The sequence below is a fragment of the Streptosporangium sp. G11 genome, from assembly GCF_051192615.1.
Taxonomy (GTDB): domain Bacteria; phylum Actinomycetota; class Actinomycetes; order Streptosporangiales; family Streptosporangiaceae; genus Streptosporangium.
In genome coordinates, this window is sequence record NZ_JBPJUQ010000005.1 from 250,270 (window position 1) to 273,497 (window position 23,228).

The following is a 23,228-nucleotide window of genomic DNA, read 5'->3' on the forward strand; positions in this document are numbered from 1 at the left end:
GCGGGCGGTCGCACCGGCCTGGAGCCGGCCGGAGGCCGGTCGGGGCCGGGGCGGGGTGGGGACGGGGGTGGGGGGGTGGTCCCCACCCCGGGCACTCCGGCCGGGTGCGGGCCTGTAAGAGTGCGGGCCCGTCGGCATATGGGCCGCTCAGAGGACGAGCCGGTCAGAGTGCGGGCCCGTCAGGGGGCGGTGATGGCGGTGCCTCGCGCGAGGAGCAGGACGACGTCGACCGCGGCGACGGCGATCGCCGCGGCGAAGGGGACGCGCGAGGAGCCCCGGCCCAGTGCCAGCCCTCCGGCGGTGAAGGCCCCCGCCGCCGCCAGGGCGGCCCAGCTTCCCGCGCCCGGCGGCTCCGGGGGGCCGAAGACGAGCAGGGCCGTCGCGGCCAGCAGGGGCACTGGTATCAGGACGCGGACGCGGGCGGTGCCGAGCCGCTGCGGCCAGCCCCGCACCCCGCCCGCGAGGTCCGCGGGGATGTCGGGAAGCACGTTGGCCAGGTGCGCCCCGCAACCGAGCAGCGCCGAGGCCGTCACCGCCCACCAGGCGGGCCACGGGTGTCCCGGCAGGCCCAGGGTCACGAACCCCGGCAGCGAGCCGAACCCCACCGCGTACGGCAGCCAGGACAGCGCGGTCGCCTTGAGCCCGAGGTCGTAGGCCCACGCCGCGGCGACGCCGGCCAGGTGGACGGCACCGGCGGCGGGACCCGAGGCCAGCGAGAGCGGCACGCAGAGCGCCAGGGCCGCGATCGCGGCGGCCCACGCCGTACGGACGCTCACCGCGCCGGAGGCGACGGGCTTGCCGGTGCGTCCCGCGGTGACGTCCCGCGCGGCGTCCACCGCGTCGTTGCACCAGCCGATCGAGAGCTGCCCCGTCAGCACGGCCGCGGCCACCAGGACGCACCCGGCCGCGTCGCGCCCGCTCGCGACGGCCAGCGCGGTCACCAGGACGGTGACCGCCGCGGTCGGTCCCGGGTGACAGGCCAGCAGCAACCCCCGCACGGCCCGGGGCGACGTCCCCGACCCCGGGCGCGATGGCCGGCTCGTCGTCACGTGTCGATCGTAGGCGGGAACCTCACGGAGCGCTGGCCCCTCGCGGACCGGAACGCCTTGGAAAGCAGGCACGGAGAACTCCGCGACGCATGCCGCACCGACCAGTTGGGCAAAAGGGAGATGTCCGCTGTTCGCGAGCCGGGGGTTACTAGATGACGCGAATCGTCGCCGTCCGCGGCGCGCTCCCGCCGAACCACCACTCCCAGGCAGAGATCACCGACGCGTTCGCGCGAGCGTGCCTTCCCGAGGGTGCCAGCCGCCGGTTGCTCGACAGGCTGCACTCCTCCGCACGGGTGGAGTCGCGGCACCTGACGCTGCCGCTCGAACGGTACGCCAAGCTGGACGGCTTCGGCGCGGCCAACGACGCCTTCGTGGAGGCGGCCGTGGAGCTGGGCGTCGAGGCGGTGGGCGGGGCGCTGGAGGACGCGGGCGTCGTCCCCGAGGACGTGGACATGATTCTCTTCACCTCGGTGACCGGCGTCGCGGCGCCCTCGGTGGACGCCAGGCTGGCCGGACGGCTCGGGCTGCGCCCGGACGTCAAGCGGATACCGGTCTTCGGCCTGGGCTGCGTCGCGGGAGCGGCCGGGATCGCCCGCCTCCACGACTACCTGCGCGGCTGGCCGGACCATCTGGCGGTGTTGCTCTCGGTCGAGCTGTGCTCCCTCACCCTGCAGCGCGGCGACGCCTCCGTCGCCAACATGGTCGCGAGCGCCCTGTTCGGCGACGGGGCGACGGCCGTGGTGGCCTGCGGCGACGAGTGGCGGCCACGACGTACCGGCCCCTCGGCGGCCTCCCGTGCCGCCGGGGCGAACGGCGCGTCCGTGACGACGCGACCCTCGGGCCCCGCCGGGTCCTCTCCGGCGAACGGCGCGCCCGCGACGCACCACCGGCTCCCCCTGCCCGGACCCTCCGTGCTCTCGGTGTCCCCGGGGTCCCCGGCGTCCTTCGGATCCGCGTGGCCCTCCCCCGCGGCCGGGACGTCCGTGACGCGCCGGTCGCTTCCCGAACCGGTGGGAGCGCACACCGTCCCGGAGCCGCCGGCCGCGATGGCGGGGCCGACGGTGGTGGCCTCGCGCAGCCACCTGTACCCCGGATCCGAGCACGTGATGGGCTGGGACGTCGGCGACTCCGGCTTCCGCGTGGTGCTCGACGCGAGCGTCCCCGAGGTGGTGCGCACCTACCTGGCGGACGACGTGCACGGTTTCCTCGGCGACCACGGCCTGAGGGTCGAGGACGTGACGGCGTGGGTCTGCCACCCGGGTGGCCCGAAGGTCCTGGAGGCGGTGGCGGAGACGCTGCGGCTTCCCGAGGGCGCGCTGGACCTCACCTGGCGCTCGCTCGCCGCGATCGGCAATCTGTCCTCCTCCTCCGTCCTGCACGTCCTGCGGGATACGCTCGCCCTGCGGCCACCACCGCCGGGCACGCCGGGGCTCCTCCTCGCGATGGGGCCCGGCTTCTGCTCCGAACTCGTACTGCTGCGCTGGTAGGAGCCCGATGTCCTGGCATCTGTCGTCCTGGTATCTGCTGCTCGTGCTGCTCGTCGGCCTGGAGCGTGTCGCCGAGCTGGTCGTCGCCCGCCGCAACGCGCGCTGGAGCACGGCGCGCGGCGGGGTGATGTCCGGGCAGGGACACTACCCGTGGATGGTCGCCCTGCACACCGGCCTGCTCGCCGGGTGCCTGTTCGAGGTGGCCCTCGCCGACCGGCCCTTCGTGCCCGCGCTCGGCTGGCCGATGCTCGCGCTGGTGGTCGCCGCGCAGGGTCTGCGCTGGTGGTGCATCATCGCGCTGGGCCCGCAGTGGAACACCCAGGTCATCGTCGTGCCCGGCCTGCCGCTGGTGGAGCGCGGCCCCTACCGGCTGCGGTGGCTGCGCCACCCCAACTACGTCGCGGTGGCCGTCGAGGGGGCGGCGCTGCCGCTGGTGCACACCGCGTGGGTCACCGCGCTGGTGTTCACCGTGCTCAACGCCGCGCTGATGGTGGTGCGGATCCGCTGCGAGGAGGACGCCCTGGCCTCGCTCTCCACCGCGAAGGCGGGGGCCGCGCCGCCGGGGGGCTCACCGGCCACCGGCGGGGCGACGGCGTGATCGACGTCCTGATCGCGGGCGGGGGGCCGGCGGGGCTGGCCACCGCCATCCACGCCGCCATGGCCGGGATGGAGGCGGTCGTCGTGGAGCCCAGGGCCGTGCCGGTCGACAAGGCGTGCGGCGAGGGGCTGATGCCCAGCGGGACCGCGGCCCTGGGGTCGCTGGGGGTGCGGGTCGAGGGCAGGCCGCTGCGCGGCATCCGCTACCTGGACCGCCGGTACGCGGTGGAGGCGGCGTTCCGCGACGGTTCGGGCCTGGGCGTGCGCCGGACCGCGCTGCACGCCGCGCTGGCCCGGCGGGCGCGGGAGCTGGGCGTGGAGGTCGTGCCCGGCAAGGTGGACGGCGTGCGGCAGGACGGCGGCGGGGTCGAGGCCGCGGGTCTGCGTGCCCGCTGGCTGGTGGCCGCGGACGGCCTGCACTCCCCGCTGCGCGCCCTGCTCGGGCTGGAACTGCCGGGGCGCGGGCCGCGCAGGTACGGGCTGCGGCGGCACTACCCGGTCGCGCCGTGGACGGACTTCGTCGAGGTCCACTGGGCGGCGGACGGCGAGGCGTACGTGACGCCGGTGGGCGAGAATCTGGTGGGCGTCGCCGTGCTGAGCTCGCGGCGGCGCGGCTACCCGGAGCACCTCGCGGACTTTCCCGCGCTCCTGGAACGGCTGGAGGGACCGGCGGCGACCCCGGTGCGCGGGGCGGGGCCGCTGCGCCAGCGGGTGCGCGCCCGGGTGGCCGGGCGGGTGCTGCTGGTCGGTGACGCGGCCGGCTACGTCGACGCGCTCACCGGGGAGGGGGTGTCGCTCGCGCTGACGTCCGCGCGGTTGCTGGTGGACTGCCTGAGAGCCGGCACCCCCGGGTCGTACGAGGCCGCCTGGCTGCGGCTGTCCCGGCGGCACCGGCTGCTCACCGGGGCGCTGGTGGGCACCCGCCGCTACCGGGCTGCGGGGCGGCTGATCGTCCCGGCCGCCCGGCGGTTGCCCTCCCTGTTCGGCGCGGCGGTGCACGCCCTGGCCTGACCCGGAGGCCCGCGGACACGCCTAGCGCGAGACCTGGTGGACGATGCCCAGCCTGGGGGCGTAGTGGTTCGTGCCCTGGAAGCGGATCCGCCACTCACCGCCCGTGCGATCGCCCACGGTCCGGGCGAAACGCCCCTGGGAGTCGGTCGTGGCGCCGGCCACCTTCGTCCAGTCGGCCTTCTCCCCCGGCCGGTGCAGGATCTCGACGGGCTGGCCGGGGAAGGGCGCGTAGTCGAGGTCTCCCTGCGGGTCGACCCTGTTCAGCACGCCCGTCACCCGCACGCCCGAACCCTCCCTGACCGCCTCGACCCCGCCGAACCTGGTCAGGCGCTTCAGCAGGAAGCGCGTGTGCCCGGTGGCCTCGGCGCCGTTCGCGCCCTTGGCGGTCACGGAGACCGTCCAGGGGCCCGCCGGGTACCAGCGGCTCAGGCTCTTCTCCGGGGCGAACCTCCAGGTCTCCCACCCCTCCCCCGGGCGGGACACGATCCTTTCGGCCGTGCCGGGAGCGAGGCGGGCGGACACGATCGGGGCGGGCACGGGACCGGGCGCGAGGGCGGGTCCCCGCCCCGGCCCCGGCCGGGCGGGCTCCCCGGGTCTGGACGAGGTGACGGGGAAGGACGTGTTCGCCGAGGCGGGGGGCGCGCCGGGCTCGACCTTGATCCTCACCCCCCCGGGGCCGGCGACGCCCCGCGCCACCACCTCTATCACCATGCGTACGGAGTCGGCGGGCCCGACCACGGGGTTCGCGGGGCGCAGGGTCACCGAGCGGATCGTCAGGTCCTCGACGGCCGCGGCCGGGGCTCCGACCGGTACCGGCAGGGTCACTGCCCCGGCCGCCAGGGATGCGAGAAGGACTCTCATCGTCATGATCAGGACGCTAGGAGGCCGCCGGTAACAAGGAGGTAGAGGACACACGCCCCGTTGGGCAAAGCGAGGGCCGTCTGCCGGGGAAGGCCCCGGGGCCCGGCCGCATCCCGGCCGCATCCCGGCCGCGAGAGCGGCATGCCCGCGGGGAGCGCCGTCGCCGCCCGGCCGCTCGGGCGCCCGGCCGCTACAGCTCCCGCTGGACGACGGCCGCGCCGAGAGGGGGGAGGGTGACCTCTTCGCCGACCGGCGTACCGGTGAGCAGGTCCCGTCCCCCGCCCGGGAGGCGGACGGCGGCGGTGCGCTCGGCGTCGTGGTTGAGCAAGAAGAAGTACTCGTGCCCCGTGTCCTCGCGCACCGAGCACTCGACGTGGGCGGGGACGTCGCCGAAGCGGCTCCGCACCCCCGCCTCCTCGACCTGGCCGAGCAGCACGGCGCCGAAGGCGGCCTCTTCCAGGAGGGTGGAGAAGTAGACGACCCGGCCGGAGCCGTAGTCGTTGACGACGATCGCGGCGCGTCCCTCGAGCAGGCCGTCGGCGTAGGTCGCCAGGGCGGTGCCGGTCTCCAGGTGGATGTCCTCGCGCCACCAGTCCGCGGTCGCGGTGTGGCCGCCGGCGAACCGGACGGTGAACCGCTCCTCCGGGCGCGCCGGCCAGTACTCGTCGATCCTGGCGCCGATGAGGTGGCGGAAGGCGCCGGGGTAGCCGTCAGGACGGACGCGGTTGCACTCGTCCACCACGCCGGAGAAGAAGGAGACGACGACGGTCCCGCCGGAGCGGGCGAACTCGGTGACGGCCTCCACCCCCCGGTCGTCGATGAGGTAGGCGTTGGGGACGATCAGCACCTTGTAGGGCGCGAGGTCGCCGTGCGGGGACACGACGTCGACGGCGTGGTGGTGCTCCCACAGCGGCCTGTAGTGGCGCATGACGGTGTCGGTGTAGCTGAAGTCGTTGCGGGGCAGCCCGGCGACCTCCTCCAGTCCCCACCAGCCGTTCCAGTCGAACAGGACGGCGATCTCGGCGCGCGCGGTCGTGCCCGCGACGGGCGACAGCAGCCCGGTCTCGCGGCCGAGGTCGGCGACCTCGCGGAAGGTCCGCGAGCCGGATCCCGAGTGCGGCAGCATCGCGGAGTGGAAGCGTTCCTGCCCGCCGCGGGAGGCGCGCCACTGGAAGAACATGACCGAGTCGGCGCCGCGGGCCACCGCCTGGAGCGAGCCGAGCCGCATCCGCCCCGGCTCCTGACGACGTTGAGCCTCCACTGGCTGACCGCGCCGGCCGCCTGTTCCATGAGCAGCCACGGCTGCCCGCCCTTGAGCGAGCGGAACAGGTCGAACTGGAAGGCCGCCGACACGTGCGAGTCGGGCTGGGCCGGGTCGGGGTAGATGTCCAGGGCCGCGGCGTCCTCCTCGGGGGCCCACCTCCAGTAGTCGGCGTGGCGGTAGAAGCGCATGAAGTTGGTCATCACCGGAAGGTCGTCGCGGAAGGAGCGGACGATGTCCCGTTCGGCGACGTAGCACTCCAGGAGGGCGTCGGAGGTGAAGCGTTTGAAGTCCAGGATGCGGCCGGGGTTCATCCAGGTACGCGGCACGTTCGGCACCTCGATCTGGTCCCAGCCGGTGTAGACCTGCCCCCAGAACCGGGTCGTCCACGCCTCGTTGAGGGTGTCGAGGTCGCCGTACCTGCGCTCCAGCCACCGCCGGAAGCCGGCCGAGCTCGCCTCGTTGTACGCCGTGGGCCCGTACTCGTTGCCGATGTGCCACATCGCCAGCGCCGGGTGGAAGGAGTAACGCTCGGCGAGCCTGGCGGTGATGCCGGCCGCGTACCTGCGGTAGATCGGGGAGGAGGGGTCGTAGTGCAGGCGGTTCCCGAAGCCGAACGCCTCGCCGTCCGCCATGATCGGGAAGACCTCGGGGTGCCTTTGCCCGAGCCACACGGGCGGCGCCGCCGTGGGGGTGGCCAGGTTGACACCGATCCCGCCGTCGTGGAGGAGGCCCATGACCTCGTCCATCCAGCCGAACTCGTACTTTCCCGGCTCCGGTTCGAGCGAGGCCCAGGCGAAGACGCCGAGCGTGACGAGATTGACGCCGGCCCGCCGCATGAGCCGCACGTCCTCCCGCCAGACGCCGGGATCCCACTGCTCCGGGTTGTCCGCCGAACGCCAGGCCGCCAAGGCGCTTCCTGAAGCCGTCCATCCGAGTGTTCCTCATGTGAGCGCTCCCGTGTTGATGCCGCCGCGCCGGCCGGCCCGAGCCTGGTCACGAGGCTCCTTCGGCCGGCGTGCGGGGCCGTCGAAGTGGCCGATCCGAGCAGGTGGTCCTCGGCGACGGGCGTCCGCGGGTCTCAGGCCGTGAATCTCTCCCTCACCTCGGCGATCATCGGGCGGCTGTTCAGCAGGAGCGCCGACGCGAGTACCGAGGCCAGCAGCACCGGCAGCGCCTCGGAGGCGATCAGCGTGAGACCTGCCGCCAGGACCAGAAGGCAGGTGTTGCCCAGTGAGGCCCGGGGGGAACGGGTGAGGAAGTACACGGCCAGGCGGGCGACGTCCCGTGCGCGGAACGTGAAAAGGGAGGTGATCACCACTGCGTTGGCGACCCAGAGGGTCGCCGCCACGGCGATCAGGACCGACAGCACGGCCCACCATCCCGGGACGCCGGCGCCGGTGAGGTTCGCCAGGTTCGACCCGATGACGGTCAGCCACAGCAGCCACGGGATCCAGAGCTTCACGACCCCGCGGAGGTTGACCCGGTAGCCGCGCCAGAACGCCGCCCCGGGACGAAGGTCGGTGAGATCCAGGCGGCGGTGGTGCAGCGCGTACAGCGCGGCCGAGAGCGCCGGGCCGACCGGGATCAGGCAGCACGCGGCCAGCGGGACGTTGGCCGCGTCACGGCCGAGCAGCACGAGACCGGCCAGACCGGGCACGGTGGTGAGCAGGAACAGCGACTCGACCACCAGCAGGGTGTAGACGAGCGCGCAGGCACGTGCGAGGGGGCCTTCGCCGAACCGGTGCCCGGCCGTCGTGTCGGTCATCAGGGAACTCCACGTCGATCGTGTCGGTCTTCAAGGGGACTCCTTCAGGGGGACTCCTTCAAGGGGACTCCGCACCGATCGTGTCGGTCTTCAGGAGGACTCCGCGCCGATCGCGCCGATCGCACCGTCGGACGGAAGGGCCGGGCACCCGCCGGTCATCCCACCGTGACGGGTCCCGTCGTCCGCGGGGGTGACCTCGGGGAGGTCACCCCATGACGGCCGGGCCGCCGAAAGGCCGGAGCGCCACCGGAGCGCGGGGGTCATCCGTGCTGCTGCTTGAAACGCTCGTAGGCGCCGTTCACCATGTTGACGTAGGAGAGCATGTTGTTCGCCTCGAGTTCCTTGACGTAGGCGTCCCACTCGCCGAAGCCGCGCTTGCCGAGGATGAACTTGAGCGTGTTCTGGGTGACGTGGTCCTTCAGCGGTGTCTGCCACAGCGTCACCTGCTCGCGCTCCTCGTCGGTGAGCGGGTGCGGAGGCGGCACCGGCAGGGGCTTCCTCGCGTTCATCTCCTTCTGGAAGGCCACCTCCTCCTCGGAGAAGGTCGACTGGAGGAGTTCGGTGGCCCCGCCGTAGGCGAAGACGCCGTTGGAGAAGCCGAAGTCCTTCTGCAGGTGCTTCGGCGCCTTGGGGTTGAGCCCGACGAAGTCGACGTCGGAGGCCGGCTTGTACTTCCCGGACGCGTCCTTGGTGTGGGTGACCCCCTCGACGCCCCACTTGGCGAACGCCTGGCCCGCGTCGGAGTACCAGAGCCAGTCGACGAACTGCATCATGGCGACGAAGTTCTCGCTGTCGCGGGCCTTCTTGGAGATCATGACGCCGTTCTCCAGGCGGGTGTTGCCCGCGCCGTACTTGACGGGTCCGAGCGGGCCGACGGGCAGGGGGATCTTGACGAGCCTGGCCTTCGGATTCGCCTTCTCCAGCGGCGGCCGGTACTCGTTGACCAGCGTCTGCGCGTTCGAACCGATCACGAAGGACTTGCCGGACACCAGTTTCTGGATCGCCAGGTCGTCGGTCTGGGTGAAGCTCTCCGGGTCGAGCAGCTTCTCCTCCACCAGTGTGTGGAGATACTCCAGCATCTGCTTGTACTGCTCCATCGCGCCGGTGAAGGCGAACTTCTGGACGTTGGGGTCCCACATCACCCCTTCCCCGTAGCCCCAGCCGCCGGGGGCGCCGTAGGAGATACCGATGATGTTCAGCAGGTTGGCGCCGGGCGTGAGGGTCCCCCAGCGGTCGGAGAAGGGGTAGGAGTCGGGATACTCCGCCTTCATCGCCTTCAGTACGGTGCGCAGTTCCTCCCAGGTCCCCGGGATCTCGAGCCCGAGCTCCTCGAGGATGTCCACTCGGACCGCCAGGGAGTAGTCCACCCAGTGGTCCTGGTGAAGCCCGGGGAGCAGGTAGAAACGGCCGTCCGACTGCCGGAGCGTGTCCAGGTCGGCCTGGAGGTTCCACTTGGCGACCTTCTCCTTGAAGTTCGGCATCAGGTCGAGATAGTCGCTGACCGGGAGGATGGCGCCGGAGGCGACGAAAGGGGTCTCCTGGGCGGGATACGTCTTCGGGATGATGAACGGGGCGTCACCGGCGCCGATCACCAGGCTGCGCTTGTTCTCGTAGTCGCTGAGCGGCACCACGCTCGGCTGGAGCGTCACGTTGGTCCGCTTGGTGAGCTCTGACCAGAACAGCCAGTCGTTCTTGATCGGGTAGAAGGGGTGGTTGTTGTAGAGGACGGTGAACGAGACCGGCACGGCGGCCTTGAACTGGCCGCCGGTGCCGTAGCCGGGCATCGCGCCCTTCCGGTTCGCCGAGAGGTTGTCGGCCGGCTTCTTGGAGTCGTCGCTGCCGCAGCCGGCGAGTACGGCGAAGGTGCCCATCGCGACCAGCGCCTGACGCCGGTTCATCTGGTACATGGAAGTCCTCTTCCTCGGAAACGTGGCGGGTGGGGGGCGGCCGGGCCGGCGGGACTATCCCTTGACCGCGCCGAGCGTGACACCGGTGACGAAGTACCGCTGGACGAAGGGGTAGATCCCCAGGATGGGGAGGATGGTGAGCACCATCGTCACCGCCTTGATGTTGGCGGCCACCGTCAGGTTCATCGCGTCGGCGCCGACGGACGACGCGCCGGTGGCGCCGGCGATCAGGTTGCGCAGGAAGACGGTCACCGGGAAGAGATCGGACTGGCTCATGTAGAGGAACGCGGCGAACCACGAGTTCCAGAACGCGACAGCGTAGAAGAGCACCATCGTGGCGATCACCGCCTTCGACAGCGGCAGCACGATCCGGAGCAGGATGCCGTAGGTGCTCATGCCGTCGATCGCGGCGGCCTCCTCCAGCTCGACCGGCAGTCCCTCGAAGAACGCCTTCATGATCAGGAGGTTGAAGACGCTGACGGCGTTCGGCAGGACGATGGCCCAGATGCCGTCCTTCAGCCCGAGGCTGGTGATCAGGACGTAGTTGGGGATGATGCCGCCGGAGAAGAACATGGTGAAGACGGCGACCCCGATCAGGAACGTGCGGCCCTTGAGATCCCTCTTGGACAGGACGTAGGCGTAGCAGGTGGTCACGAACATCGCGATCAACGTGGCGACGACCGTGTACACCACCGTGTTGCGGTAGTTCGTCCAGAACGTCGGGTCGGAGATCACATATTCGTACGTCGTGAGGGTGAACCCTCGCGGGATGAGGCTGACCTGGCCCGACCGGATGGCGTTCTCGTCGCTCAGCGAGCGGGCGACGACGTTGACGAAGGGGTACAGGGTCACGATCACGACGCCGGTGAGGACGACGGCGTTGACCGCCTGGAACACGCGGTAGCCCCTGGTCCTGGTCACCACAGGCTCGTCCCCACGGTGCGGCGGGAGATCAGGTTCGCCGACAGGACCAGGGTCAGCCCGATCAGGGCCTCGAACAGGCCGATCGCCGTGGCGTAGCTGAAGTTGTTGGAGACCACGCCCATCCGGTACAGGTACGTGGAGATCACGTCCGCGGTCGGGTACGTCAGCGGGTTGTAGAGCAGGAGGACCTTCTCGAACCCGACCGCCATGAACGCGCCGATGTTCAGGATCAGCAGGGTGACCGCGGTCGGCCGGATGCCGGGGAGGGTCACGTGCCAGGTCTGCCGCCACCGGCCCGCGCCGTCGATCCTGGCCGCCTCGTACAGCTGGTCGTCGATGGTGGTGAGCGCGGCGAGATAGAGGATCGTCCCCCACCCGACGGTCTGCCACATCTCCGAGGAGACGTAGATCGTACGGAACCACCCCGGCTCCTGCAGGAACGAGACGGGGGCGCCGCCCGCCACCCGCAGGATCTGGTTCACCGGCCCGTCGGCCGAGAGCAGCTCTATGACGAGACCGGCCACGACCACGATCGAGAGGAAGTGCGGCAGGTAGGACACCGACTGGACGAACCGCTTGAGGCGCCGGTGCCGGACCTCGTTGATCAGCAGGGCGAGCACGATCGGCATGGGGAAGCAGAACAGCAGGGTCAGCGCGCCGAGGACCAGCGTGTTGGTGAACACCTGCCAGAACGTCGGGTCGTTCAGGAACATCCGCACGTAGCGCAGGCCCACCCACTCCTCGCCCAGCACGCTGCCACCGGGCTCGAACCTCCGGAAGGCGATCACGTTGCCGATCATCGGCAGGTACCGGAACATCGCGAAGAACAGCAGCGGGAGGATCGCCAGCGAGTACAGCTGCCAGTCGCGGCGCAGCGCCTGGCGCCAGGTGCGGCCGGAAGGGCGCTTCCCGCGGGCGGGACCGGGTCGCGCCCCATGGACGTCTCGGGTGCCGGATGGCGCGTCGATCGTCCTGGTCGTGCTCATCCCCGCGTCTCCGGTGCCGGCCGGTGAACGCGCGCCGGCGGCCGCGGGCGCCGCCGGTGAACCGCCTGTTCGCTCATGCCATCCTTTCGGCCGGCGACGGCGCCGTCTGACGCTGTCGGCCAGAAAGCATCGGAGCCGTGAGGCTGAAACTTTCAATCTGAATTGTTAATATTGCGGAAATATAAGCAGTTGATAAAGGTGAGTCAAGAGAGCTGTCAACACCCATGTGGCGAGAAAGGTCTTTCTCACCCTTACTCGTGGCTCAGATTTGCGGGAAACAGCCGCACCTTCGGCTTCCGAAATATTTCGGAACCGGTGAATGGCCGATATCCTGTCTCCTGGCGGTGAAGGACCTCGGCGTCGCGGTGCCGGGACGGCGTCCCTCGCCCGCGCCGGTCCGGCGGCCCGCTCGTCGCGGCCCGGCGGGGCGGGCGGGGAGATCCGCTGGCCGCGGCGGACCTGTCCCGGCCCGCCGAATCCCGCGTCGGCACCCGCGCGTCGTCCGAACGATCAACGCTTCCAGAAGCCCTGTCGCCGATGAACGTTTCATGCCGCGCGACGCGGGGGCGGGGTGCGCGGCGCCCTCCCCGACGATCAGACAGTCGAGACCGGCCGCGCCGGCGTCATCGGGGACCCTTTCGCCGACGCTCTCCCGGGAAACACCCACCGGGAAAGGGCGGCCCGGCGCCCGGCGATGGCGGGCGCCGGGCGCTTCGTGGACGGCCCGCGGGCGCCGGACGGCCCGCCGCCCGTCGAGGCGCGGCTCGTGAACGGCCCGCGGACGCTGTGCGGCCCGCCGCCCGTCGACGCGCGGCTCGTGAGCGACCCACGGACGCTGTGCGACCCGCGGACGGTCGACCCGCGGCTCGTGAACGGCCCGCGGACGCCGGGCGGCCCGCGGACGGTCGACCCGCGGCTCGTGAACGGCCCACGAGCCGCGTGATCAGCCCTCGTACATGCCGGCGATGATCTCCGCGTACCTGGCGTGGATGACGCGGCGCTTGAGCTTCAGGCTCGGGGTGAGCTCAGCGGTCTCGGCCGTCCACTCCACCGGCAGCAGGCGCCAGCGCTTGATCTGCTGGACGCGGGCCAGCTTCTCGTTGGCGACGGCGATCGCGCCCTCGACGGTCTTGAGGACGTCGGGGTGCTCGGCGAGGTCGGCCAGCGTGGTGAACGAGACGCCGTTGGCCTGCGCCCAGCCGGGGGCCACCTCGCCGTCGAGGGTGAGGATCGCCACCGGGTACGGCCTGCCGTCGCCGTAGGCGAGCGCCTGTCCGATGAGCGGGTGCTCCTTGAGGTAGTTCTCGATGTTGGCCGGGGAGATGTTCTCGCCCCCGGAGGTGATGATGATCTCCTTCTTGCGGTCGACAATGCTGACGAAGCCGTCCTCGTCGATGGAGCCCACGTCACCGGTGTGCAGCCAGCCGTCCTCGTCGAGCAGCTCGGCGGTGGCCTCCGGCCGCCCGAGGTAGCCGCGGGTGTTGGCCGGGCTGCGGGTGATGATCTCGCCGTCCTCGGCGATCCTGACCTCGACGCCGGGACCCGCCTGGCCGACCGTGCCGAGCTTGTAGCGGTCGGGGGCGTTGGCGGTGAACGCGCCGGTCGTCTCGGTCATGCCGTACACGTCGAGGACCCGCAGGCCGAGGCCGGCGAAGAAGCGCTGGACCTCCAGCGGCATGGGCGCGGCGGCGGTGGCGAGCCAGCCCGCGTTGTCGAAGCCGATCATCGACCGGATGATCGACAGCAGGGCGGCGTCGGCCTGCTCGTAGGCGGCCAGCACCTCGGGCGAGGGGCTGCGCCCGAACTGGTTGGCCTCGACGTAGGCGAGCCCGGCGGCCATGGCCGCGCGCACGCCCTCCTGCTGCTCCTCCGGCTGGGTGGCCAGCAGCGCCTGCAGGCGGGCCATCATCTTCTCCCACACGCGCGGCACGCCGAAGAACAGCACCGGCTTGACCTGGCCGAGGGTGGCGCCGAGCTGGGCGAGGTCGGTGCAGAAGTGGGTGTGGGAGAACTTGAAGAGCGGCAGGTAGAGGCTGAGCACCCGCTCGGCGATGTGCGCGTAGGTGAGGTAGGAGATCTGGGTGCCGTTGCTGGGCAGCTCGGCCATCCGGTTGGTGGCCACGACCTCGAAGAACACGTTGGAGTGGGTCAGCGGCACGCCCTTGGGGTTGCCGGTGGTGCCGGAGGTGTACAGGACGGTGAGGACGTCGTCGGCGGTCACCGCCTGCCAGCGGGCGTCGACGGCGGCGGGGTCGGCGGCGAGCGTCTCGCGGCCGAGGGTCAGGAAGTCGTCCCAGGAGACGAACCGGTCGCCGACCGGGGCACCCTCCAGCACGATGACCTTGCGGAGCTCGGGGAGTTCGTCCAGGACCGGTTCCCACCTGGCCAGGTCGGCCGGCCCGCCGAGCACCGCGATCCTCGCCGCGACGTCACCGGCCACGAAGGCCACCTGGTCGGGGGCGAACGTCGAGTAGACCGAGCAGGACACCCCTCCGGCGTGTACCGCGCCCAGGTCCGCCAGCACGTGCTCGCTGCGGTTGACCATCATGAGCGCGACCGCCTCGCCGGGCTCCAGCCCGAGGGCGGCGAAACCCGCGGCGATCTCCAGGACCCGCTGCCTGGCCTGGGAGTACGTCAGGGTGGACCAGCCCCCCTCGACCGGGTCGGAGTACGCCGGCGCGTCGGGGTTGCTCTCGGCCGCCTCCTTCAGCTGACCGCAGACCGTGCGGCCCGCGATCTCCCTCTCGATAGCCGCCCGCTCCTCAAGGACACCGGCCATGACGCGCCTCCAGAAAGTGTTCACTTGCACGAGTGGCATGCATCGCACCACACGCCGTTCCCCTTGGACAAGCCCCTGAAAGGGAGAAGAAACGCCACATTGCACAACCGCCTTCCCCTCGGGGCGGGCGACGTACGTAGAGTTAGCGTCTGATCACGCAATGACGTTCGGGGGGACGCATGCCATCGGGGAGACAAGCTCGCGAGAGGACCTTCTTCGGGCACCCACGCGGCCTCGCCACGCTGTTCGCCACCGAGATGTGGGAGCGCTTCAGCTGGTACGGCCTGCGGGCCATCCTCGCCACCTTCATGGCCGCCTCCCCCGCCACGGGCGGCCTCGGGCTGACCGAGCAGACCGCCCAGGCGATCATCGGCATCTACGGCGCCCTCATCTATCTCGTCGCCCTGCCCGGCGGCTGGATCGCCGACCGGATACTCGGTGCCCGCAGGGCGGTGCTGTGGGGCGGCGTCGTCATCATGTGCGGTCACATCAGCATGGCCATCCCCGTCAGGACCGGTGTCTTCGTCGCGCTCGGGCTGCTCCTCATCATCGTCGGGACCGGGCTGCTGAAGCCCAACATCTCCACGATGGTCGGCAAGCTCTACCCGCAGGACGACGACGCGCGCAGGGACGCGGGCTTCTCGATCTTCTACCTCGGCATCAACATCGGCGCCTTCATCGCCCCCGTCGTCGTCGGCTGGCTCGCCCAGGACGACCGCTGGCACCTGGGCTTCGGCGCGGCGGCGGTCGGCATGGCCCTGGGCCTGACCCAGTACGTGCTGGGCGGGCGCCTCCTGACGGGCGTGGGCGAGAGGCCGGGCCACCGGCTGACCCCGCGCGAGCGCCGGCACTTCACCCTCGCCCTCGTCGTGGCCGTCGTCGTGGCGGGCGGCGCCCTGGCCGCGTGGGTGGCCTCGGGCACCTTCAGCCTCGACACCTTCGCCCTGGTGATGACGCTGCTCATCGTGGCCGTGCCGGTGCTCTACTTCGGCTACATCCTGCTGGGCAGCCACAACCTGACCGACGACGAGCACTCCCGGATGAAGGCCTACGTCTGGCTGTTCATCGCCGCCGCCATCTTCTGGATGATCTACGACCTGGCGCCGACCGTGCTGCTGTTCTTCGCCCAGCACAAAACGGACCTGTCGCTGTTCGGCCTGCCGATCACCCCGGCGACCACGCAGGCGTTCAACCCGCTGTTCATCATGATCTTCGTGCCGGTCTTCGCGGCGCTCTGGGTCCGGCTGGGCAACCGGGTGACCGCTCCCCACAAGTTCTCCGTGGGACTGTTCGTCAACGGCCTGAGCTTCATGCTCATGGCGCTCGCCGCCGAGATGGCCAGGGCCGGGAAGATCTCGGTGTGGTGGCTGGTGCTGGTCTATCTCGTCCAGGTCTTCGGGGAGCTGGCACTGAGCCCGGTGGGGCTGTCGGTCACCACCAAGCTGGCCCCCGAGGCGTTCAAGAGCCAGATGCTCGGGTTGTGGTTCCTCTCCTTCTCCGTGGGCGACGCGGTGGGCGGGCAGACGGGGCGGCTGAAGAACCACATGTCGGAGCCCGCGTACTTCCTCACCCTCGCCTCGATCTCCGTCGTGGCGTCGCTGGTGCTGCTCGCGTTCTCCGGCAGGCTGCATGCGATGATGCGCGAGCACCGGGCGCCGGACGCCGCCCCGGCGTCCTAGCCGCCGCTCCGGCCCGGCCGCGCTGACCCAACGGAAAACTCATATGTCCGGTCATGGGATGATTTATCCGTGAATAACGTGCTCGATCTCGTCGGGATCTTCGTCTTCGCCCTCTCGGGCGCCCTCGTCGGTGTACGCAGGCGGCTCGACGTGGTGGGCATGGCCGTGCTGGCCGAGATGACCGCGCTGGGCGGCGGGATCGCGCGCGACCTGATCCTGAACGTGCAGCCCGCGGCCTTCTCCAGCGTCGGCTACGTGGTCGTGCCGATAGTGGCCACGGCGATCGTGTTCTTCTGGCATCCGCAGGTCGAGCGGGTGATGCCCGCGGTGAACGTGTTCGACGCCGCGGGTCTCGGCCTGTTCTGCGCGGTCGGCACCGAGAAGGCGATGTACTTCGGCCTCACCCCGCTGCACGCGACCCTGCTCGGGGTCACCACCGCGGTCGGCGGCGGCATCCTGCGCGACGTCCTCGCCGGGCAGATCCCCACCCTGCTGTACGACCGCCAGCTGTACGCGGTGCCCGCCATGCTCGGCTCGGCGCTGATGGCGCTGCTCTACACCCTCGCCCTGCACGGCTGGCCGGCCACGCTGGCCGCCGCGCTCCTCGCCTTCGGGCTGCGGATCGCGGCCATGCGGCTGAAACTGCGGGCCCCGCTGGCCAGGGGCCTCGCCTCGGACTGAACCGCGCCCGGCTCACCCGACCGGTTCACAGGGTCGGGGTCAGGGGCTCGGCGGGGCGGATGCCGTACGCGCCCCTGAGCCTGGCCTCGGCGATGCGCCGCACGGCCTCGACGAGGACCTGGGGCGGCTGGGTGAAGGGGAGGCGGAGCCGCCCCTCCAGGGTGCCGTCCACGCCGAACCACTGCCCGGGGGCCAGGCGGACCCCCTGGCAGGCCGCCGCGTCGACCAGCGCGACGGCCGAGGGACCGGACAGCCGCACCCAGAGCGAGCCGCCCCCCTTGGGCGTCAGGAAGCTCCAGTCGGGCATGCGCGCCGCCAGCTCGGCCGCCAGGACGTCCCTGGAGGCACCGAGGAGGCGGGCCCGCTCGGCCCTGGCCCGCTCGATGTCCTCGAAAAGCTCGGCCACCACCAGTTGCTCGAAGAGCGGGCTGGCGATGTCCACGGAGGCGCGGAGCATGGCCAGGCGGCGGACCGTCGCGGCGGTGGTGCGGATCCAGCCGATGCGCAGCCCGCCCCACCACAGCTTGGACGCCGAGCCGATGGTGATCACCCTGCCGTCGGTGTCGAACGCGGCCAGCGGCGTGGCCCGGGCCCCCTCGTCGATCGCCAGCTCGCACCAGCTCTCGTCGGCCACCAGGGTGGTGCCGTACCGCCTCGCCGCGGCGGCCAGGACCGCCCGCGCCGTGTCGTCCATCAGGTGCCCGGTCGGGTTCTGGAAGTCGGGGATGACGTACGCGAGACGGGCGGCCGACTGGCGCATCGCGCAGGTCAGCAGGTCCAGGTCACGCCAGCCCTCGTCGGGGACGCCGACCGGGACGATCCTGGCGCCGCGGATCCTGGCCACGCCGAGGACGTGCGGGTAGGTGGGCGACTCCACCAGCATCGGGTCGCCCCGGGAGAGCAGCATGGTGGTCACCAGGTGGATGGCCTGCTGGGCTCCGGTGGTGACGAGGATCTGCTCGGGACGGGTGGCCACCCCGCGCGCGGTGTAGCGGGCCGCGATCGCCCGGCGCAGCGGGGCGATCCCGACCGGGTCGTAGCCCATGCCGAGCGCGTAGCGGGGGTACTGGCCGGTGGCGGCGGCGATCGCCTCGGGCAGCGCCGAGATCGCGCTCGGGGCGGCGCTGTGCAGCGGCAGCAGCCCGTCGTCCTCGCCGGCGAGCCATGGGTTGTCGGCGCCCAGCGAGCTCGCGTCGGGCAGCGCGGTCCAGCTTCCCGCGCCCTGCCTGCTCTCCAGGTATCCCTGCTCGCGGAGCAGGTCGTAGGCCGAGGTCACGGTGGTGCGGCTGACGCCCAGGGCCTCGGCGAGGTGCCGCTCGGCGGGCATGCGCACCCGGACGGGCAGCCGCCCGTCGAGGACCAGTGACCGCACGGTCTGGGCCAGGACCCGGTAGTACGGCCTGGCGGCGGGGTCGATCGCCAGGAGGCGGGCGAGCTGGGGGCCGCTGAGATACCGGTCCATGCCGACCACTATAAGGCCACTTCTCCGAATTGGCCCTTTTGGTCCGACACTATGGCCTGGACGATTAGGGCCATTATGAGCGAACTCTCCCTGCCCACCCTCGTCTCCCTTCCCAACCGGCTCACCCGTCTGTACGCGGGCCTGGCCCTCTACGGCGTCGGCGTCGGCCTGCAGATCGAGTCGCGGCTGGGCGGCAGCCCCTGGGACGTGTTCCACCAGGGGCTCTCCATCCACATGGGACTGTCGATCGGCACCTGGATCATCATCGTGGGCGCCCTGGTCATGCTGCTGTGGATCCCGCTGCGGCAGAGACCGGGGGTGGGCACCCTCAGCAACGTCGTCTTCCTGGGCCTGTTCGCCGACGGGGCCATGTGGCTGCTCCCTGCCCCGGACGCGCTCGCCGCGCGCTGGGCGTACCTGCTGCTCGGCGTCGTGGTCACCGGCGCGGCGACCGGCCTGTACATCGGCGCCGGGCTCGGCCCCGGGCCGCGCGACGGCCTGATGACCGGGCTGAACCGCCTCGGCCTGTCCATCCGCTCGGCGCGCACCGTCATCGAGGTCACCGTGCTGGCCGCGGGCTGGCTGCTCGGCGGGACCGTGGGGGTGGGAACGCTGGTCTTCGCCCTCGCCATCGGTCCGCTGAGCCAGTTCTTCATGCCCAGAACGCGGCCGGGCGCCCAGTTCCTCGGGAGACCGCCGTGGATCGCGCGAAGGCGTTAGCTTCAAGGCATGTGGATCGAGGACTACGCTCTCATCGGCGACATGCAGTCGGCGGCCCTGGTCGGCCGGAACGGCTCCATCGACTGGCTCTGCCTGCCGCGTTTCGACTCGCCCTCCTGCTTCGGAGCGCTGCTCGGCGACAAGAAGAACGGCCAGTGGTGGATCGGCCCCGCGCACGCCGAGCGTCCACACGCCACCCGGCGCCGCTACCGGGGCGAGACCCTCATCCTGGAGAGCGAGTGGGACACCCCGACCGGCACGGTCAGGGTGACCGACTTCATGCCCACCCGGCACACCAATCCCGACCTGGTGAGGATCGTGGAGGGGGTGTCCGGGACGGTGGAGATGGCCACCGAGATCCGCATCCGCTTCGACTACGGCCGCATCGTGCCCTGGGTGCGCCGCAGCGACGGCCTCCTGCAGGCCGTCGGCGGGCCCGACTCCGTGTGGCTGCACTCCCCCGTCGCACTGGAGGGCGGTGACTACGCCCACCGGGCGAAGTTCGAGGTGTCCGAGGGCGACAGCCTGGCGTTCGTCTTCACCTGGCACCCCTCGCACGAGCCCAAACCCGTCGAGATCGACCCGTACGAGCAGCTGGCCGAGACCGATTCGCTGTGGGCCGAATGGGTCGAGCAGTGCACCTACCAGGGTCCGTGGCGCGAGGCCGTGGTCCGCTCGCTCATCACGCTCAAGGCGCTCACGTACGCCCCCACCGGCGGCATCGTCGCCGCCCCGACCACCTCGCTGCCCGAGGACATCGGCGGCGTCCGCAACTGGGACTACCGCTACTGCTGGCTGCGCGACGCCACCATGACCCTGGACGCCCTGCTCGGCGCCGGGTACCTGGAGGAGGCGGGCGCGTGGCGGTCCTGGCTGCTGCGGGCCATCGCGGGCCGCGCCCAGGACCTGCAGATCATGTACGGCGTCGCCGGGGAGCGCAGGCTGACGGAGCTGGAGCTCGACTGGCTGCCCGGCTACGAGGGCTCCCGGCCGGTCAGGATCGGCAACGGCGCGGTCGACCAGCTCCAGCTGGACGTCTACGGCGAGGTCATGAACTCCCTGCACCTGTCCCGCGTCTCGGGCCTGGAGGCGGACCAGCGGGCGTGGACCCTGCAGTTCGAGCTGATCTCCTACGTCGAGGAGCACTGGGACGAGGCGGACGAGGGCCTGTGGGAGGTCCGCGGCCCGCGCCGGCACTTCGTCCACTCCAAGGTCATGTGCTGGGTCGCCGTCGACAGGGCCGTCAAGCAGGTGGAGGCCTTCGGCAAGCCCGCACCCCTGGCGCGCTGGAGGGAACTGCGCGACCGCATCCACGCCGAGATCTGCGACAAGGGCTTCGACCCGGTGCGCGGCACCTTCACCCAGTCGTACGGCTCGCAGGAGCTGGACGCGGCCCTGCTGCTGATCCCGATCGTCGGCTTCCTGCCGCCGGAGGACCCCCGCGTGGTCGGGACGGTGGAGGCGATCCAGCGCGAGCTGATGGTCGACGGCTTCGTGCTGCGCTACCCGGTCTCCCACGACAACGACGTGGACGGCCTGCCCGGCGGCGAGGGGGCGTTCCTGGCGTGCAGCTTCTGGCTGGCCGAGGCCCTGACGATGATCGGCCGCAAGGACGAGGCCGTCGAGCTGTTCGAGCGCCTGCTGTCGCTCCGCAACGACGTCGGCCTGCTCGCCGAGGAGTACGACCCCCGCTACGGGCGGATGGTCGGCAACTTCCCGCAGGCGTTCAGCCACGTTCCGCTGATCCACGCGGCCCGCGCGCTCGGCTGAGACGACGACACCCGGGCACATCGAGCCCGTTTTATCCCCTTTGGTCCGGATAAGTCATTGGAAGCGGCCGACTTCTCGGAAATTCCCTAAGAAATCTGGGATTCGGCTGCAACAATCCGGTGCGATCGTGACTCTCATCCGATGTAACACCACCGGAAAGGAACGGACCAATGAGCGATTTCGATGTGAGCAGCACCGACCTGGTCGACTACGACGGCGACGGAAGCACCGACGCCCAGCTGATCGACGTCGACGGTGACGGTCTCGCCGACGAGGAGCGCTACGACACCGACGGCGACGGCGTCACCGACGTCGTCTACCTCGACCACGACGGCGACGGCTACATCGACGAGACGCGAGTCGACCTGAACGGCGACGGGGTCTCCGACTACACCGAGACCGCGGGCCCCTTCCCGACCGTCTGACCAGAAAAACCGGCACGAGCCCGTGTGATCTCACCAGGGGGGCACCCGGATCCGGGTCACACGGGCGGCCGACGAGGAAGGCTTGCGATGAGGGACCGACGCGCGTTCCTTCCCCTGCTCCTGGCCTGGCCGGCACTGACCGGCTGCGGCGCGGTGGCGGGGATCGGAGGAGATGCGGTCGGCGCGCCGACGGCACCGCTGCGGGACGGCGGCGTGCGCTCCCTGCGTCCCGGGGAGGCGGGATCCGTCACGGGGACGCCGTTCGGATTCCTCCCGCCGCCCCTGGTGCTCGCGGCGGCGGCGGGCATCCTGGCCCTGGTGGCCGCGGGCCTGTACCTGTGGCACCGCAACCGCCGCCCCACCCCGCGAGCGCCCCTTCCCGGCACCTGGCGGGCGGCCCCCGTACCGTCCGGGACGCCGCCGTTCCCCACGGGCGAGGCGGGACCACCCGCGCCGGGGCGGCCCAGCGCGGACCTCGTCGTTCCGCCGTCCGCCCGGCCGCCCGTTCAGCCGTCCGCCCCGGCGGATCCGGCGGCGGATTCGACGGCGGACCCGCTGGCCGGGGCGCTGGCCGAGGTCGCGGGAAGCGGGATCAGCGCCGCGCTCACCCAGCAGGTGGAACGGCTCCTCGCCGGGGGCCGTCCGGGGCGCGAGGCCCTGGTGACGGCCTGCGTCGGCTACCGTGACCAGCTCGCCGAGCGGCACCCCCGGCTGGCCGGGACGCTGCTGGAGGCGCTGAACCGCGCGGGGGTCAGGGAGATCGTCGCGGACGGGCAGCGCTTCGACCCGCGCCTGCACGAGGCGGCCGGCACCGAGACGGCCGGACGCCCGGAACTGCACGACATCGTGGCCGAGACCGTCAGGCGGGGGTACGCTGACGGCGAGCGCGTGATCCGCGTGCCGCAGGTCGTCGTCTACCGTCACGAACCGCCGGACCCCGAGGCGGGGCGATGAGACGCCCGGCCCCCGCCGCGGCGGGCACGGCGCGAGGCGGGCACGGACGGACGCGGCACCCGGCCCCGGGGTCGCCCGGCGCGCTGCCCCCCGCTCCGGGACCGCCCGGTGCGACGTCCCCCGCTCCGAGATCGCCCGGCGCGACGTCCCCGTCGCACGCGGGAGGCAGGACGGCGAGGCGGTCAGCCCTCGGCGAGCCCGGCCCTCAGCCGCCCCCTGCCCCGGTGGATCCACACCCTCACCGTGTTGAGCGGCACCCCGAGCGAGACCGCCACCTGCTCGTAGGTGAGGCCGCCCGCCCACAGCAGCAGCGCCTCCCGCTGGGAGGACGGCAGCGCGGCCAGCGCGCGGCGCAGGTCGGCCAGGCCGGCGACGGAGTCCTCGAAGGACTCGACGACGGCCGAGTGCTCGTCCACCTCGGCGAAAAGCATCCCGCCGGGGGAACGGCGCCGCACCACGGTGTGCGCGGCGTTGCGCGCGATGACGAGGACCCAGGCGCGAAAGGACGCCCTTCCTTCGAAGGCGGCCAGGCCGCGCCAGGCCGCGATCTGCGTCTCCTGGAGGGCGTCGAGCGCGTCGGCCCTGTTCCCCGTCAGCCGGTGGCAGACGCCGAACGCCTGGCGGTGCACGGTGGCCCAGAGCGCGCGGAAAGCGGTCTCGTCGCCCGCCCGAGCCCCGGCGAGCAGCAGGTCATCCCCGCCCGCCCGCGCCTCGGCGAGCAGCAGGTCGTCCTCGCCTTCCCGCGTCTCCGCGAACAGCGGGTTCCCTCCGCCCGCCCGCGTCTCCGCGAGCGGCGGGTCCTCCCCGTCCGCTCGCGCCTTCACGGGCGGCGGACCTCCCCCGTCCGCTCGCGTCCCCACGACGGAGGGATCCTCTTCCGCGACGGTGGTGCTCGGCGACCCGGTCG

General features: G+C 71.8%; 19 protein-coding genes and 1 pseudogene. 9 read left to right on the forward strand and 11 right to left on the reverse strand.

The features are described from left to right. Window positions 1-179: 179 nt before the first annotated feature. Complete coding sequence (locus ACSDR0_RS07995) at window positions 180-1,049, reverse strand: UbiA family prenyltransferase (protein WP_435288097.1); 870 nt, start codon at window positions 1,047-1,049, stop codon at window positions 180-182. 152 nt (window positions 1,050-1,201) lie between these two features. On the opposite strand from ACSDR0_RS07995, the gene ACSDR0_RS08000 reads away from it, so the two are divergent. The 3 genes from ACSDR0_RS08000 to ACSDR0_RS08010 are packed head-to-tail and all read left to right on the forward strand — an operon-like array spanning window position 1,202 to window position 4,144. Next, the gene (locus ACSDR0_RS08000; protein ID WP_435288098.1) at window positions 1,202-2,536 is read left to right on the forward strand and encodes a 3-oxoacyl-[acyl-carrier-protein] synthase III C-terminal domain-containing protein; all 1,335 of its coding nucleotides are present in this window, start codon (window positions 1,202-1,204) and stop codon (window positions 2,534-2,536) included. 7 nt (window positions 2,537-2,543) lie between these two features. Beyond that, window positions 2,544-3,134 carry an isoprenylcysteine carboxyl methyltransferase family protein gene (locus tag ACSDR0_RS08005; protein WP_435288099.1) on the forward strand — a complete coding sequence of 197 codons (591 nt, stop codon included), beginning with the start codon at window positions 2,544-2,546 and terminating at the stop codon, window positions 3,132-3,134. Further along, the gene (locus ACSDR0_RS08010; protein ID WP_435288100.1) at window positions 3,131-4,144 is read left to right on the forward strand and encodes an NAD(P)/FAD-dependent oxidoreductase; all 1,014 of its coding nucleotides are present in this window, start codon (window positions 3,131-3,133) and stop codon (window positions 4,142-4,144) included. The genes ACSDR0_RS08005 and ACSDR0_RS08010 overlap by 4 nt, the downstream gene beginning before the upstream one ends. A 21-nt stretch (window positions 4,145-4,165) precedes the next feature. Here the strand turns inward: ACSDR0_RS08010 and ACSDR0_RS08015 are convergent, their stop codons facing one another. From ACSDR0_RS08015 to ACSDR0_RS08050, 8 genes and pseudogenes are all read right to left on the reverse strand, one after another. After that, a complete protein-coding gene (locus tag ACSDR0_RS08015; RefSeq protein ID WP_435288101.1) occupies window positions 4,166-5,011 on the reverse strand; it encodes a hypothetical protein in 846 nt (281 codons plus the stop codon). A 184-nt stretch (window positions 5,012-5,195) separates the two neighbouring features. After that, window positions 5,196-6,131, reverse strand: a complete 936-nt coding sequence (locus ACSDR0_RS08020; protein ID WP_435288141.1) for a beta-galactosidase — start codon at window positions 6,129-6,131, stop codon at window positions 5,196-5,198. Beyond that, a pseudogene (locus ACSDR0_RS08025) lies at window positions 6,129-7,105 on the reverse strand (beta-galactosidase); the annotation flags it as partial. The pseudogene ACSDR0_RS08025 and the gene ACSDR0_RS08020, both read right to left, overlap by 3 nt. A gap of 242 nt (window positions 7,106-7,347) precedes the next feature. Further along, the gene (locus ACSDR0_RS08030) at window positions 7,348-8,034 is read right to left on the reverse strand and encodes a hypothetical protein (protein ID WP_435288102.1); all 687 of its coding nucleotides are present in this window, start codon (window positions 8,032-8,034) and stop codon (window positions 7,348-7,350) included. A 260-nt stretch (window positions 8,035-8,294) separates the two neighbouring features. Continuing rightward, window positions 8,295-9,932: an ABC transporter substrate-binding protein gene (locus tag ACSDR0_RS08035; RefSeq protein ID WP_435288103.1), complete on the reverse strand. Its 1,638-nt coding sequence runs from the start codon at window positions 9,930-9,932 to the stop codon at window positions 8,295-8,297. A gap of 63 nt (window positions 9,933-9,995) precedes the next feature. Beyond that, window positions 9,996-10,862: a carbohydrate ABC transporter permease gene (locus ACSDR0_RS08040; protein ID WP_435288104.1), complete on the reverse strand. Its 867-nt coding sequence runs from the start codon at window positions 10,860-10,862 to the stop codon at window positions 9,996-9,998. Further along, complete coding sequence (locus ACSDR0_RS08045; RefSeq protein ID WP_435288105.1) at window positions 10,859-11,851, reverse strand: ABC transporter permease; 993 nt, start codon at window positions 11,849-11,851, stop codon at window positions 10,859-10,861. The genes ACSDR0_RS08040 and ACSDR0_RS08045 overlap by 4 nt, the downstream gene beginning before the upstream one ends. Before the next feature lie 943 nt (window positions 11,852-12,794). Beyond that, window positions 12,795-14,630 (reverse strand): AMP-dependent synthetase/ligase, encoded by a 1,836-nt coding sequence (locus ACSDR0_RS08050; protein ID WP_435288106.1) that lies wholly within the window; start codon window positions 14,628-14,630, stop codon window positions 12,795-12,797. A gap of 179 nt (window positions 14,631-14,809) precedes the next feature. Between ACSDR0_RS08050 and ACSDR0_RS08055 the strand changes: the two genes are divergently transcribed. Beyond that, entirely contained in the window at window positions 14,810-16,309 is a 1,500-nt protein-coding gene (locus ACSDR0_RS08055; protein ID WP_435288107.1) for a peptide MFS transporter, read from the forward strand. Between the two features lie 69 nt (window positions 16,310-16,378). Then, the gene (locus ACSDR0_RS08060) at window positions 16,379-16,990 is read left to right on the forward strand and encodes a trimeric intracellular cation channel family protein (protein WP_435288108.1); all 612 of its coding nucleotides are present in this window, start codon (window positions 16,379-16,381) and stop codon (window positions 16,988-16,990) included. 25 nt (window positions 16,991-17,015) lie between these two features. On the opposite strand, the gene ACSDR0_RS08065 is transcribed toward ACSDR0_RS08060, so the two are convergent. Continuing rightward, window positions 17,016-18,452 carry a PLP-dependent aminotransferase family protein gene (locus ACSDR0_RS08065; protein WP_435288109.1) on the reverse strand — a complete coding sequence of 479 codons (1,437 nt, stop codon included), beginning with the start codon at window positions 18,450-18,452 and terminating at the stop codon, window positions 17,016-17,018. Between the two features lie 75 nt (window positions 18,453-18,527). On the opposite strand from ACSDR0_RS08065, the gene ACSDR0_RS08070 reads away from it, so the two are divergent. From ACSDR0_RS08070 to grpE, 4 genes are all read left to right on the forward strand, one after another. Next, the gene (locus ACSDR0_RS08070; protein WP_435288110.1) at window positions 18,528-19,172 is read left to right on the forward strand and encodes a YczE/YyaS/YitT family protein; all 645 of its coding nucleotides are present in this window, start codon (window positions 18,528-18,530) and stop codon (window positions 19,170-19,172) included. 9 nt (window positions 19,173-19,181) lie between these two features. After that, the gene (locus ACSDR0_RS08075; protein ID WP_435288111.1) at window positions 19,182-20,942 is read left to right on the forward strand and encodes a glycoside hydrolase family 15 protein; all 1,761 of its coding nucleotides are present in this window, start codon (window positions 19,182-19,184) and stop codon (window positions 20,940-20,942) included. 170 nt (window positions 20,943-21,112) lie between these two features. Then, window positions 21,113-21,367, forward strand: coding sequence for a hypothetical protein (locus tag ACSDR0_RS08080; protein WP_435288112.1), 255 nt, complete (start codon window positions 21,113-21,115; stop codon window positions 21,365-21,367). An 87-nt stretch (window positions 21,368-21,454) separates the two neighbouring features. Beyond that, window positions 21,455-22,321 carry a nucleotide exchange factor GrpE gene (grpE, locus tag ACSDR0_RS08085; RefSeq protein WP_435288113.1) on the forward strand — a complete coding sequence of 289 codons (867 nt, stop codon included), beginning with the start codon at window positions 21,455-21,457 and terminating at the stop codon, window positions 22,319-22,321. A 182-nt stretch (window positions 22,322-22,503) separates the two neighbouring features. On the opposite strand, the gene ACSDR0_RS08090 is transcribed toward grpE, so the two are convergent. Next, on the reverse strand, window positions 22,504-23,145 hold the full coding sequence (locus ACSDR0_RS08090; protein ID WP_435288114.1) for an RNA polymerase sigma factor: 642 nt from the start codon (window positions 23,143-23,145) through the stop codon (window positions 22,504-22,506). Window positions 23,146-23,228: the final 83 nt, after the last annotated feature.

Bases quoted from the DNA above. Each gene is read 5' to 3' on its own strand.
- ACSDR0_RS08005 (WP_435288099.1), top strand. From the start codon at position 2,544: ATGTCCTGGCATCTGTCGTCCTGGTATCTGCTGCTCGTGCTGCTCGTC.
- ACSDR0_RS08065 (WP_435288109.1), bottom strand. From the start codon at position 18,452: ATGGACCGGTATCTCAGCGGCCCCCAGCTCGCCCGCCTCCTGGCGATC.
- ACSDR0_RS08030 (WP_435288102.1), bottom strand. From the start codon at position 8,034: ATGACCGACACGACGGCCGGGCACCGGTTCGGCGAAGGCCCCCTCGCA.
- ACSDR0_RS08075 (WP_435288111.1), top strand. From the start codon at position 19,182: ATGTGGATCGAGGACTACGCTCTCATCGGCGACATGCAGTCGGCGGCC.
- ACSDR0_RS08080 (WP_435288112.1), top strand. From the start codon at position 21,113: ATGAGCGATTTCGATGTGAGCAGCACCGACCTGGTCGACTACGACGGC.
- ACSDR0_RS08050 (WP_435288106.1), bottom strand. From the start codon at position 14,630: ATGGCCGGTGTCCTTGAGGAGCGGGCGGCTATCGAGAGGGAGATCGCG.
- ACSDR0_RS08015 (WP_435288101.1), bottom strand. From the start codon at position 5,011: ATGACGATGAGAGTCCTTCTCGCATCCCTGGCGGCCGGGGCAGTGACC.
- ACSDR0_RS08055 (WP_435288107.1), top strand. From the start codon at position 14,810: ATGCCATCGGGGAGACAAGCTCGCGAGAGGACCTTCTTCGGGCACCCA.
- ACSDR0_RS08020 (WP_435288141.1), bottom strand. From the start codon at position 6,131: ATGCTGCCGCACTCGGGATCCGGCTCGCGGACCTTCCGCGAGGTCGCC.
- ACSDR0_RS08045 (WP_435288105.1), bottom strand. From the start codon at position 11,851: ATGAGCACGACCAGGACGATCGACGCGCCATCCGGCACCCGAGACGTC.
- ACSDR0_RS08000 (WP_435288098.1), top strand. From the start codon at position 1,202: ATGACGCGAATCGTCGCCGTCCGCGGCGCGCTCCCGCCGAACCACCAC.
- ACSDR0_RS08070 (WP_435288110.1), top strand. From the start codon at position 18,528: ATGAGCGAACTCTCCCTGCCCACCCTCGTCTCCCTTCCCAACCGGCTC.
- grpE (WP_435288113.1), top strand. From the start codon at position 21,455: ATGAGGGACCGACGCGCGTTCCTTCCCCTGCTCCTGGCCTGGCCGGCA.
- ACSDR0_RS08035 (WP_435288103.1), bottom strand. From the start codon at position 9,932: ATGAACCGGCGTCAGGCGCTGGTCGCGATGGGCACCTTCGCCGTACTC.